We start from the raw sequence: 12,732 nt of genomic DNA on the forward strand, positions 1-12,732 counted from the left end.
GAAATGGAAACTCTTTCTTAAGCGAAACCAGCCGTTTTTCTGCCTCAGAGTGTGGGACGGATTGCCCTTCTTTATAGTAGGCATCAGTGCGAAAACGAAGCGTATTGTTATAGACAAACCGAGCACAGCCAAACGATTGTGCAAGAAGTATTTCCTGCTCAGGTGTCGGATAGAATCGGTATTTATAGGTTCGCTTAGTCATATTTACATTTTACAATAAAAGCTGTAAATATAGCAAGTGTCTTGCATAAGCAGTCTTTCAGACTGCGAGCTATCCATCCCCGCACCAGAAGTACGGGGCTTTCCGCTCAATTTGGTAAATCAGTCTGAACTTAGAACCTGAATTCCACACCAGCCTGCAAGTAGTGCCCCAGAGCATTTTCAGACCAAGTGCCTGCATAACCAACATTCATATTTAGCTGCCCGCTCAGCTGTGTCGCAATGCCCAGAGAGTAATAGGTAGCATTCTCATCATAACCTTTTAAACTGTGTTTCGAATTCATGTACTCAATATCATCGGGCTCGTAATCATTGTGCTGCCAACCCAGTGAGGCTTTCAGTTCGACAGGCTGATTCATTAGGAAACTGTCGTATGTCAGACTAACTCCCATTCTGGACACCCAGCCTTTGTTGGTGCTCTTTCCCACCATACCCGAAGCCCAGCTATATTTATCCCGGTCCTGACTGGCATAAAGAAACTGAACTTCCGGCGTTAACGTCAGACCCACTGTTACGCTGTCGAGACTGATATCGTAACCGCCGCGAAAATAGGCATCCCACTCCTCGCTTTTGAAGTCCGAGTTGTAGCGCGGCACTTTACTGTCAACAGTATTCCAGTTATAAGTCAGCAGACCTTCAGCGTGAAAGCCATCCTTGCTCCAGGCAACCGTTGGCCCCAGCCTCCAGGTGCCTGTATCCAACTCGCCATTATGATCCTTAAGATCAGCGTCCAGCTTTTGCCAGGCACCATAAACACCCAATAGCCAGTGTTCAGAGACCGGCCTGAGTAGCCCCAGCTGAATGCCGTAGCCTCCGGACTTGAAGCCAGCCATGTTGTCGATCTCATCCTGATCATAAAAATGACCATAAAGCCCCACCAGTCCGAACCAGTCACCACTGACAAAAGCGGTAGCCCTCTCTGACACTGATAGCATAAAAACTTCATTATTTTCATCCTGCTCCAGATAATCGACTCTTGCAGAAGCATTACCATTCTCGGCTTTTAACAGTGTTGCGGAGGTTTGCTCAAGCAGATTCCCCTCAACCCCACTTATGGCAGCGGCTGGTATCCGGCCCTTAAGAATACTTCGCGTCAGCCCGGTAAAATGACCATATGCACTAAAGGTCGATTCAATCATCATCTTGTTGGCGATTGAGGGGTGATCGAGAGCAAGAGGAATGGAAGAAGTTACAGGATCAGCGAGTGCGATATTGTCCAGTCTTTGTACCGGAATCAGCCTTCCTTCTTTAATCGGCTGATCCACATTTTTAGCTTTAAAGTAATATTGACCATCCTTCCCCAGTTGATAAACCTTGTCAGTATCTATGATGGCTTTTGCATCCATCGTTCTTGAATAGGTGATGGTGGCACTGTTGCCACTTTCGTCACTGGTTACCGAAGATTGAACTCCGGTTTGAGCCAGGACGGGAATAAGCCACCCTCCGGCAGCACCGCCGAGCGCAACCAGCCTGACGGTATGAGAAAGATTGGACCTGACGTTCACAATTACTCCCGATCTTAATGTGCCAAAGTGAATAAATTCTTCCAGATCAGAAAGTAGTCCATCGCGGCAGGTTATCCAGTTTTTCTATAAAACGAGCCACTATCATTCCATGGTCGTATTTGCATTCTGACTGAATGAACCTCGCTCCCAGACTCCAGAGACTGACGGTACGAGTCAAATCAACAGCAGCATACAAAGCAGCAGCTTAGTTATAGACAGGCTTCTATTTATCAGGGGAAGTTCAACTGCATTCTCCCCCCCCCCTTGCTGCAAGTCTTATATTTTTCAATATTCTGCAAAATAATAAAAAAGTGCTACATTTCAGGGTCAATTTTCCGAAAAACTAAACTTTCAGCATATGAAAAATCACAGAGCAATTACAACCACTCGAGTTATTTTTATTATTTCCGTTTTGTATTCATATAATGTCAATGCATCACTCTATAATGCGATCAGTAGTCTGATTTCGCTTTTTGATGAGATACACTTAAAACAATTTCAGTTAAATGAACAAAGAGTATCTGTTTTTTCTAATTTAGAGTTTAACGACAGTGTCATATTGTTAAGGATATATCACGCATCATTGCTTGCCAGACGGCAGCAAGGTACAGCTTCTTCGAAAGAGGTCTATATAAAAAGAATGGAAAGCCAATTCTTACGCTGTCTGCATGGAGATTCTGATCGGCTTATGGTGCAAGGCTTAGCCACTCATCTGATGTCTGCTTCCGGAGGGATAATTTCCCTTTCATCTCATATGGGTAGAGATGTACATGGATTTCTACAATCTGAAGATTTTTGTAAAACAGACAATCTAAAAGACGAAGAAATCTACGCAAAGGCAAAAGAGCATTTATCAACAATCTACGAGTCATTGAAAAATGACAACGCTTTTTTAACAGCGTGTGCTAATTTTGGCTTAGAAAGTGACTACAAAACAACCATTGAATTAATAAGTACAGCATTACAGTAATGCATGTTGAGCAGAGTAAATATGCCAGATGCATGTGGAGTCCGAGACTATGACCGTAACTGAATGACTACAGATCATGACAAACGAAGTAGACTCTCTTGCCAATTTCTATTCGTTCCGGTTGCCAAGGAGTGATTATTTTCTCTTAATGGAGGGGCGCCTGTTTTGTTGAGGCTGCAATATTACCTCCCGGGCGGGTTTAGAAGATAAGCAGAAATCATGGAGTTTATAGAATAGATTAAGCAGGGAAATGAGAGCCACGACTGGTGTTTACTGTTAGCTTGTAAACATAATTTAGTTATCAGTTGACTCTCATGTCATTTTTTATAATCGAGCTAACGTTAATTACACTGCCCGAAAACAGCGCACCTCGTGTACTCAGCGAGCAAGTTGGGCAAGCTGGTCGTTTCAACTGGCGTTTCAGCTGACATTTCAGGTGGTATTTCATCAGCTGACATTTCAGGCGGTATTTCATCAGCTGGCATTTCAGATGGCGTTATTTCATCTACCGGATTGACTTCGTATAACCAGATTTTGCCCTCAACCCCGGCTACCGCCAACAATTCACCATCGGGACTAAAGCTAACGCTATTTATAGCCGTTTTTGGTTCTTTGATAGACTTCATTTCAGACCACCCCGATTCACCTTTCGATAAAATGCTGACAGTTTCAGAAACAGAATCATCAAAACCAATCCCACCTGCAACCAATAGAGATCCATCATTATTGAATGCCATACTGGTTATGCCAATAAGATCAGTTTGGACAAAATCTTTATTGATAAAGTTGTAGCCGAAGCAGGGAAAGTATTTTTCACACATCATTCTGGGGTCACTATTTTGAAAAAAGACTCCAGCACGCCGGGTTGAGAATGCCAACAGAGAACGGTCTGAACTTAAATCCAAACCTTTAGCATAGTAACCTTTTCTAAATCTGAAAGAGTACACAATGTCATGGAGATTAAATGAATCATTTGAATGTAGAACATAGGCACCAGATGGAGTCCTGACCAGCAATGTGTTATCGGACAGAAACCTCAAATTAACCGGCAGAATATTATAAATCGTACCCACGTGCTGAAAATCACGCTTTACATTGTACACCTTTACATCGTGGTTATCCTCAACCGCAAATAAAGTACCGTCAGGGCTGAATGCAAAAGTAGGATAGGTGTGGTTATTATCACGAAGTTCATGCTTAAGAATAAAATTGTTCTTCGCGTCATAGAACCTGACTCCCTTGTCGTTCGTTGATACCGCCAACAGTGAGCCATCAGGGCTAAACACGGCATTGACTTTGTCTACAGATTGACCCGACGGAATTCGAATTGATTTATAAGTTAATATATCCTTCTGTAGTATTTGTACATGAGGGATTGTCACATTACGATCGTCCTTGCATGTTACTCCAGCTGCCAACATGGAAGAATCATGATTCCATGAAGTTGAATGGACGTTACATCTGACGTCAGGACTCATAAATTGTCCTCTAAGCTCGGCAAGAGGCTTAGCATTTACTTCGAGTGTCAGCTCAAAGTCCACTTTTTTTTGCGACGCCTGTACAGATTCGTCAGCTTTAAGCCCGGTAAGAACAGCGCAGGACAGTCCAGCTAACACTGAACACTTCAGCATTTTTTTCCAGTAAGTTTTCATAAGAAAGTTTCTCCATTAAGTTTTTTGAAAAAATAGTCCATTCAATTGGTATTTTTATGATTCGACTTTGCAACTGTAGATAAGTTCCCTCTCTTTTCAAATATTCTTATTAAAAAATGGAGGGGCACCTCTTAATTCTGTCAACATAGCTAGCTACCAGGCTTCAGCCCTGGAGGGAGTCATCATCTGGGAGTCGTTCGCACCTATTGTTTGAAGCCACCAGTGAGTAATCGAATTCCGTACCAGCTTAAAACTTTTCCTATTGAAAGTAGCAGCACATTATTAACAATATGAGCGGTCAAAGGTGCAATCATCCCATTTTCACAATAGATATAGCCAAAATAAAAACCAGAAACAGTCGCAATAAAAGCTTGGGCAATTTGAGGATTCACATTCCTTAGATGCAATAAACCAAATACGATTGAGGATATAGTAATTGCATAAAATTGAGACTTGCCATTTATTTCATCACTATCATATTCAAGTTTTCCAAGTAAATATTTTACATGAGACTCTATAGCGGTGAGGCCAATAAAACGATAAATAAATTCTTCTTCTGCTGCTGCAATAATTGATTTCGAATAACGCTTAACTATGGCACTTCTATAGAATCTCAATGCTTCCTCTTTTGAAATTGAAAAGGCTGACTGCATAGTAGGTGAGTTTACATGGTATGGGCTAGCTATATATTTACTAAACAAAAGTAAAAATGGAGTGATAATCAGTACGCCAACAGCAGGTATATAAAACCCATAACAGAGCCCTACTTTAAAATCATTTTTAATTTCCTCCAAAAATGGAGACATATTATCAAGAAAAGTTGTTTTGATTGATACCTGTTCAATCGGACAGAAACCATGAGTCTCGCCCATAGAAGATCCGTTAATATTGGTTATGTTTGAAGCATTTAGATAATGACATACTTCTTCACCACTCAATATAACTCTATCATCTGAATAAAGCCTACTCACAAATAAATTTAGATATATCAAGGCTAAAAAGAAGATTAAGGATAACTTCATAATGCTACTTTTGGTGAGTAAAACTCAGTCAATGTAGCACAGCATAAACAAACTGAATGAGGTATCTACTCTACTGGAGCGGGGGAAGCTCAGAAGCGGCTATCCTGATAGCGTTCAGGGCTTCATTCGTACAGGAATTCTTTTGCTTCCCCAGTCACCGGGCTGCTCTTCAAAAACACCGGCTACCTTTTCACCACATTGATGGCAGCAACCCGATGCCAGGTTCCAGATCCCCAGCTGATACCAGTCTCGCTGAATCAATAATTGCCCGCAGTTATGGCACCAGGTACTCCCCCCATGACTGTCGTGTACATTTCCGGTATAGGCATAACGAATGCCTTTTCCGATAGCAATGTTTCTTGCCCTGGCAAGAGTACCAGCGGGCGTGTGTGTATGCTCCATCATTTTCCAGTCAGGGTGAAAGGCGGTGAAATGAATAGGCACATCAACGCCCAGTTGTTCAACGACCCACTCACACAGACTGTTAAGCTCGGGATCAGAATCATTCTCTCCGGGAATTAGCAGGGTGGTGATTTCAAACCATACCTCTGTTTCATGCTTGAGATATTTCAGAGTTTCCAATACGGGCTGTAAAGATCCACCACAAATTTTTTTATAAAAAGACTCAGTGAATGCTTTCAGGTCAATATTGGCCGCATCCATGCATTGAAAGAAGGTTTCTCTGGGGGCTTCGCAAATATAACCGGCACTGACGGCTACCGGGCAAATACCTTGCTCATGACAAGCCAGCGCAACATCTATGGCATATTCCATAAAAATCACCGGGTCATTGTAGGTAAAAGCCAGGCTTCTGCAGCCCTTTTCCAACGCAGCCAGAGCCAGCTGCTCAGGCATAGCCTGATCAGCCAGGGTGTCCATTTCCCTCGACTTGCTCATATCCCAGTTCTGGCAGAACTTGCAGGCAAGATTACAGCCTGCTGTGCCAAATGATAAAACCGGAGTACCCGGTAAAAAGTGGTTCAGTGGTTTCTTTTCTATCGGATCAATACAGAAACCGCTGGAGCGCCCATAACTGGTCAAAACAATCTGATCCTGATGCCGGGCTCTGACAAAACAAAGCCCTTGCTGACCTTCCCTCAGCTTGCAAGCTCTGGGACAAACATCACACTGAATTCGACCATCCTCAAGACAGTGCCAGTATTCGGTGGGAAAATTGCCAGGCGGAAAATCGTCAGATGGAGACTGACCGAGCCCATTTATCATGACAGTGCCTCACTCGGTTCGCTGACTATAATTATAGAGCCGCTCATCCGTGGGGAAAGCTCAATGAACATTCGACAACCTGCAGTGTCTGGTGTTTTCTATCCCGACGAACCGGAACTCCTGAAAACCGTTGTCACTAATCTGATGTCGGAAGCCACTGAGAGAGAACTGTCGCCTAAAGTCCTGATCGTACCCCACGCCGGTTACATCTACTCAGGAGCTATTGCTGCATCAGGCTATAAACAGCTGGAAACCTATCGCAGCAAAATCAAAAGAGTGGCATTGCTGGGTCCTTCTCACCAGGTTGCGTTTGAGGGGATAGCCCTTCCGAACTGCGAGGCATACTCGACTCCCATAGGCGATATTCCATTGGATACCGATGCCATCAAAAGCCTGAGTCAATTCAATCAGATACACACTCTGGATGCAGCTCATGCCAATGAGCACAGTCTGGAAGTGCAGTGCCCCTTTCTTCAAAGTACTCTGGACAGTTTCAAGCTGATTCCCCTGGTCGTGGGTGATGCTTCCCCCTATGCCGTTGCTGAAGTTATAGACTTTCTCTGGGGCGGCGATGAAACCCTGATCGTCATCAGCTCAGACCTCAGTCACTACCTCAGCTATGAAGAAGCCAACCAGCGTGACAGTCTGACGACCAGAGCCATAGAACAAATGAGCGGTTGTTTGACGGGAGGTCAGGCCTGCGGCAGCCATCCTCTCAATGGTATGCTGAAAATAGCCCAGCGCAGGGGCATGGAAGTCGTGACTCTCGATGTCCGAAACTCCGGTGATACGGCGGGTGATAAAAAACGGGTCGTGGGATACGGAGCCTACGTTATCCAGTAAAGATAACTTGAGTCGATACTACCCGCTGTACGCTTATTTATTGTTTAACAGGCTGACCACAACAAGAAAGGATCAAGCCGGATGGATCTGAATCTCACAGAACTGGACAAAAAAAATCTGTTACGTCTGGCCAGACAAACTATCGCCAGGATCTGTGTTGAGGGTGAAGCGCCCAAGCTTGATTTAACTCAGTTTCCAGCAAAATTACAGGCCCATCTCGCCTCATTTGTGACACTTCAGAAATTCGGAGAACTAAGAGGTTGTATTGGCTCACTGACTCCCCGGAAACCTTTGATAGTAGATATCGCACACAATGCTTTTGCCAGTGCTTTCAGAGATCAGCGTTTCTTTCCTGTGACCGAAAATGAGCTGGCAGACCTGCGTATTGAAATATCCATCCTGACCCCCATGACAGTTATGAGGATTGAGACTGAAGAAGATCTTCTGGAGCAGTTACGTCCGGGTATTGATGGCCTGTTGATTCAGGGGGATCACCACAAAGCCACTTTTCTGCCACAGGTATGGGAACAACTGACCGAACCTGACGAGTTTCTCCTTCACCTCAAACACAAAGCCGGACTTCAGTCTCATGAGTGGCCCGAAGATATGAGGTGTTTTTCTTATCAATGTCTGAAATTCAAAGAAGATTAAGAGGTAAGAGACTGAACATCAGCAGAGTCAAGCGAAAATGGCGTGAGGTTAATAGAAGCGCTCCCTACCCCTATCCGAAGAAATGTCAGCACTGCTCTTCGATGACCACCAGCGAATTGGCTTCCATTTCAATCCAGCCTCGGGTGAGCAAAACTTCCTTGGCAAAGGGGGATGCTGAGCTGGTATCCAAAAGTCGGTTCCAGTACTTCTCGGGGTCAATCTGGGGCAAAGTCACTTTTCTGGACTGCTCTTCATTATTTATCAGGATGTAGAGACTTTTCTCATCCTGATGAGTGACCACTGAAGCCATCTTGATACAGAGACAACCCCCACCCAATTCTCCAAGCTGGGCCTCCGTCAGCCTAATGCCATCCGGGGAATACCAGGTCGTGGCTTTGCGTCCACCGGCACCGCCCAGCAGGGTGTGGGTCTTTCGAAATGCTATCAGTTGCTGAACAAATAACTGCAAAACTGCATCATCAGCTTCAATGTCCTGCATCCAGCCCCAGTCCTGCCAGGATAGAGGTGAGTCCTGACAATAGGCATTGTTATTACCCTGCTGACTGTTACCGAACTCATCACCGGCCATCAACATGGGCGTCCCACGGGACAGCATCAGTGTTGCCAGCATGTTCTTTCGAGCCCTCTGCCTTCTGGCTCTGATATCACGATCTTCCGTTTCACCTTCTACGCCATAATTCCGCGAGAAGTTGTGCTGATCGCCATCCCGATTATCCTCACCATTGGCATGATTACGACGCTCTTCATAAGAGCAGAGGTCATTGAGGGTAAAGCCATCGTGGCTGCAAAGATAATTAATACTGGCTAACGGGCGACGTTTACCAAATACATCTTCAGAACCGGTTATTCGCCAGCCCATCTCTGCCAGCCGTCCCTCATCGCCACGCCAATAGGCTCGTGTACCATCCCTGAAACGATCATTCCATTCCTGCCATTCCTGTGGGAAACCGGACAATCGATAACCCTCAGGTCCAATATCCCAGGGTTCTGCAATTAACTTGGTGCGGGAAACAACCGGGTCTTGATGTACAGCTCCGAAAAAGGCACTGTCAAACCGGTACTCTCGATGCTGTCTGGCAAGCGCAGGAGCCAGGTCAAAGCGGAAACCATCAATCTGATATTCCTGTGCCCACAAGCGCAAGGCGTCCATGGTCAACTTCAGGGTCTGGGGACTGTCAAAATTCAGAGTATTACCACAGCCCGTATAGTTGACGGCAGATAGACGACCACTATGATCATCCATCAGGTAGTAATCACTCTCTGCCAGACCTCGCATACTCAAACTCGGGCCACCATGCCCTGATTCACAGGTATGGTTATAGACCACATCCATGATGACCTCAATTCCTGCCCTGTGCAGCTCACGAACCATGGTTTTCATTTCAGTGACCGGATCTTTGATCGCCAATGAAGGTTCCGGTGCCATCATACAGAGAGGGTTATATCCCCAGTAATTTCTGAGCCCCATCCCCTCAAGGCGTTCTTCATTGACCTGAGAGGTCACCGGAAGCAACTCAACGGCTGTGACTCCCAACCTGTTGAGGTAATCAATTACAGGGGGGTGGCATAGCCCAAGATAAGTACCTCTCAACGCTTCCGGCACATCCGGATGCTGCTGTGTAAATCCTTTAACATGCAGTTCATAAACGACACTGTCTGCCTTGGAAATAACGGGTTTTTTAACAGACTGCCAATCGAAAGTATGTTCTCTCACAACACTTCTTGGCATAAAGGCGGCGCTGTCCTGCTCACTCTTAAGCCACTGTTCAGCACTGTCCTCTGTTGAAAAGCGCTTTACCTTGTAAGCATTGTTTTCAGAAGGTGCATGCCATTGATAGTCAAATAACGCCTCAGACCACTGAACCGCTCCCCGCAGTTCGCGGGTATAGGGGTCCATCAATAGCTTATGACTGTTAAAACGTGGGGATATAGAAGGCGACCAGGCACCCTCGGCACGGAAGCCGTAAAGCTGACCGGCCTCAATACCTTTCACGAGAAGATGCCAGACTCCCTGATCAGAAGGCGACATTGCCAGTCTTTCTTCTTCATCACTCTGGTTGAACAGGCAAAGGTAGAGTTGACGAGCATCAGGAGCATAGACGGCAAAGTTGACCCCTGTAGCTTCACTGCCCGTTGTTGGCAGGAAATCATCATTCACCAGTGTCGCCCCCTGCAAACCGGGACATCCCGCAGAAACAGAAATACCAGTGATCACAATCGTTTTTGTTGCTCACATTTTTGTTCGTTAAAAATCATGGTTCAGCCAATGGGTATAGCGTCAGAATCCGGAGCCAGAAACAGGGTCGACAGAGGAGGAAGTGTGACCAATAGCGAGTGATCATAACCATGCGTGTGATAATGCTCGGTATAAAGCACCTTGCTGTTAACGACACCACTGCCACCATAACACTGCTCATCCGAATTCAGTATTTCTTTCCAGACGCCTTCAATAGGCACTCCAATCCTGTAATCTTTCCTTATTTCCGGTGTCATATTGGCCAGAACCATAACCGGAGCACCTGAAAAGCTCTTTCGAATAAATGCAAAGACACTCTGCCGCTGGTCATCAGCCACCACCCAGGCAAAACCATTATGGTCATAATCCGACTTATACAGCGCAGGGTAAGACTTGTACAGGTGATTTAACGTTTTAACAAGCTGCCTGAGCCCCTGGCTGTAATCATTTTTATTGAGCAACCCCCAATCCAACTGACCATCATGATCCCACTCCCTGATGCTGCCGATTTCAGATCCCATAAACAGCAACTTCTTACCGGGATGCCCGAACATAAAGCCCAGATAGGCACGCAAGTTTGCATACTTTCGCCACTCATCTCCGGGCATTTTTCCCAACAGACTGCCCTTGCCATGCACCACTTCATCATGAGAGAGCGCCAGAATAAAATGTTCGCTGTAGTGATAGGTCATACTCTGCATCATCTCCCAATGATGATGGCTTCGATGAACCGGGTCCCGGGCCATATAGCCCAGAGTGTCGTGCATCCATCCCATATTCCATTTGTAGCCAAAGCCCAGCCCTCCATCATAGGTGGGCATGGAAACCTTGGGCCAACTGGTCGATTCTTCGGCAATCGATACCTGGTCCGGGTAGTGCAGATAAAGTGTTTCGTTCAATTCCTTCAGGAATTTTACCGCTTCAATGTGCTCGTTTCCGCCCATGCAATTGGGCTCCCACTCCCCTTCACTCCTGGAATAGTCGAGATAGAGCATGGAAGCCACTGCATCTACCCGCACTCCATCCAGATGAAAACGGTCCAGCCAGTACATGGCATTGCTGATCAGAAAATCTTTTACCTCTGGCTTGCCATAGTCATAAATATGAGATTGCCAGTCAGGATGCCAGCCTCTTTTGGGATCAGCATATTCATAAAGGGCTGTGCCATCAAAATGACCCAGGCCATGGGGATCGGAAGGAAAATGGGCAGGAACCCAGTCAAGAATGACGCCAATACCGGACTGATGGCAGGCATCAATAAACGCTTTGAAGTCATCCGGAGTACCAAAGCGGCTGGTAGGTGCAAACAGCCCTACCGGTTGATAGCCCCACGATCCTGTGAATGGATGTTCCATAAGGGGCATCAGTTCAATATGAGTAAAACCCATCTCGACAACATAAGGAATCAACTGTTCAGCCAGGGTTTTGTAACTGAGGCTTCTACCCTGTTCTTGTCGCCAGGAGCCCAAGTGTACTTCATAGATGCTGACCGGCCTGTCCAGACAGGAGTGATGCTTCCAGTGACGATCTTCCCACTCATAAGTCAGGTGATCGTAAATAATAGAAGCATTGCCGGGAGGCTGCTCGGCGTAGTAGCCATAGGGATCGGCCTTGTGAGGCAGTAAATCCCCATGCTGGCTGCGAATTTCATATTTGTAGAGATCACCCGCCTTCACGTTCGGGACGAACAAACGCCAGATCCCATCTTCCGAGCTGGCCATAGGATGAACTCTGCCATCCCAGCCATTAAAACTGCCAACCAGACTGACGCTTCTCGCATTCGGCGCGTAGACCCTGAAGATCACCCCTTCTATGGAAATTTTCTCCTCAGGGTGCAACGAAACCAGATGCGCCCCCATATACCGATAGTTTCGATAAGGTTCACGGTGAACATGACTCAGGGTATATGACTGAAACTGGTAAGGATCCATTAATGTATACGACTGATGATCTTTATTGGTAATCGCCAGCTGATACAGAAAAACAGAACAGCATTCTGGCAACACCAACTCAAATACTCCCGGGGCGATTTGAACCATCTCACCCACCGCTTCACCGGAGGTAAAGGCGATAACACTGACAGCACTGGCATCAGGTCTCCAGACCCTCAGCAACAGGCCACCCCTTTCAGGACGTTCATGAAATCCCAGAACGTTAAACGGCGCGGCACAGCCGCTATCAAGCATGTGATTGATCATCGGTTCGACAGAATTAGGCATACAAGGAAGGCTTCTATTTACTCAGTTTGAGGAAGTATAGGAGCCCTCTCGAAAATCGACAGGCTACTGTAAGAAATCCTCTAAAGCAGAGAATTGCTATAAGAATTGACTCACTGCTTATAGCCTTTAAGCCATGTTCCAAATGGTTTTACTGTAATCCTGAATAGACC

The 12,732-nt window shown here is 45.9% G+C and carries 10 protein-coding genes; 3 read left to right on the forward strand and 7 right to left on the reverse strand.

The features are described 5' to 3' along the window. On the reverse strand, positions 1 to 202 hold a 202-nt coding region (locus KDK19_RS00825; protein ID WP_257287857.1), incomplete at its 3' end, for a helix-turn-helix domain-containing protein. Positions 203 to 332: 130 nt separating this feature from the next. Then, entirely contained in the window at positions 333 to 1,724 is a 1,392-nt protein-coding gene (locus KDK19_RS00830; RefSeq protein WP_257274199.1) for an autotransporter outer membrane beta-barrel domain-containing protein, read from the reverse strand. Between the two features lie 358 nt (positions 1,725 to 2,082). Here KDK19_RS00830 and KDK19_RS00835 point away from each other — a divergent pair, with 358 nt between their 5' ends. Next, positions 2,083 to 2,694 carry a hypothetical protein gene (locus tag KDK19_RS00835; protein ID WP_257274197.1) on the forward strand — a complete coding sequence of 204 codons (612 nt, stop codon included), beginning with the start codon at positions 2,083 to 2,085 and terminating at the stop codon, positions 2,692 to 2,694. Between the two features lie 341 nt (positions 2,695 to 3,035). Here the strand turns inward: KDK19_RS00835 and KDK19_RS00840 are convergent, their stop codons facing one another. The 3 genes from KDK19_RS00840 to amrS all read right to left on the reverse strand — a co-directional run bounded on the left by KDK19_RS00840 (position 3,036) and on the right by amrS (position 6,592). Next, a complete protein-coding gene (locus KDK19_RS00840) occupies positions 3,036 to 4,346 on the reverse strand; it encodes a WD40 repeat domain-containing protein (protein WP_257274196.1) in 1,311 nt (436 codons plus the stop codon). 203 nt (positions 4,347 to 4,549) lie between these two features. Continuing rightward, positions 4,550 to 5,368 (reverse strand): CPBP family intramembrane glutamic endopeptidase, encoded by an 819-nt coding sequence (locus tag KDK19_RS00845; RefSeq protein WP_257274195.1) that lies wholly within the window; start codon positions 5,366 to 5,368, stop codon positions 4,550 to 4,552. Between the two features lie 114 nt (positions 5,369 to 5,482). Continuing rightward, complete coding sequence (gene amrS, locus KDK19_RS00850; protein ID WP_257280646.1) at positions 5,483 to 6,592, reverse strand: AmmeMemoRadiSam system radical SAM enzyme; 1,110 nt, start codon at positions 6,590 to 6,592, stop codon at positions 5,483 to 5,485. Between the two features lie 63 nt (positions 6,593 to 6,655). Here amrS and amrB point away from each other — a divergent pair, with 63 nt between their 5' ends. Both amrB and amrA read left to right on the forward strand, forming a co-directional pair. Then, positions 6,656 to 7,435, forward strand: coding sequence for an AmmeMemoRadiSam system protein B (gene amrB / locus KDK19_RS00855; RefSeq protein WP_257280645.1), 780 nt, complete (start codon positions 6,656 to 6,658; stop codon positions 7,433 to 7,435). Positions 7,436 to 7,516: 81 nt separating this feature from the next. Further along, positions 7,517 to 8,086 (forward strand): AmmeMemoRadiSam system protein A, encoded by a 570-nt coding sequence (amrA, locus tag KDK19_RS00860; protein WP_257280644.1) that lies wholly within the window; start codon positions 7,517 to 7,519, stop codon positions 8,084 to 8,086. Between the two features lie 85 nt (positions 8,087 to 8,171). Here the strand turns inward: amrA and glgX are convergent, their stop codons facing one another. Beyond that, the gene (gene glgX / locus KDK19_RS00865; protein WP_257280643.1) at positions 8,172 to 10,322 is read right to left on the reverse strand and encodes a glycogen debranching protein GlgX; all 2,151 of its coding nucleotides are present in this window, start codon (positions 10,320 to 10,322) and stop codon (positions 8,172 to 8,174) included. Positions 10,323 to 10,366: 44 nt separating this feature from the next. Beyond that, positions 10,367 to 12,562 carry a 1,4-alpha-glucan branching protein GlgB gene (gene glgB / locus KDK19_RS00870; protein ID WP_257280642.1) on the reverse strand — a complete coding sequence of 732 codons (2,196 nt, stop codon included), beginning with the start codon at positions 12,560 to 12,562 and terminating at the stop codon, positions 10,367 to 10,369. Between the last annotated feature and the right edge of the window lie 170 nt (positions 12,563 to 12,732).

The organism is Endozoicomonas sp. ONNA1, assembly GCF_024606325.1.
Lineage (GTDB): Bacteria > Pseudomonadota > Gammaproteobacteria > Pseudomonadales > Endozoicomonadaceae > Endozoicomonas_A.

What these genes read in the sequence shown, in the direction of transcription:
- KDK19_RS00845 (WP_257274195.1), bottom strand. Translation starts at nt 5,368, where the DNA reads ATGAAGTTATCCTTAATCTTCTTTTTAGCCTTGATATATCTAAATTTA.
- KDK19_RS00840 (WP_257274196.1), bottom strand. Translation starts at nt 4,346, where the DNA reads ATGAAAACTTACTGGAAAAAAATGCTGAAGTGTTCAGTGTTAGCTGGA.
- glgB (WP_257280642.1), bottom strand. Translation starts at nt 12,562, where the DNA reads ATGCCTAATTCTGTCGAACCGATGATCAATCACATGCTTGATAGCGGC.
- amrS (WP_257280646.1), bottom strand. Translation starts at nt 6,592, where the DNA reads ATGATAAATGGGCTCGGTCAGTCTCCATCTGACGATTTTCCGCCTGGC.
- amrB (WP_257280645.1), top strand. Translation starts at nt 6,656, where the DNA reads ATGAACATTCGACAACCTGCAGTGTCTGGTGTTTTCTATCCCGACGAA.
- KDK19_RS00835 (WP_257274197.1), top strand. Translation starts at nt 2,083, where the DNA reads ATGAAAAATCACAGAGCAATTACAACCACTCGAGTTATTTTTATTATT.
- amrA (WP_257280644.1), top strand. Translation starts at nt 7,517, where the DNA reads ATGGATCTGAATCTCACAGAACTGGACAAAAAAAATCTGTTACGTCTG.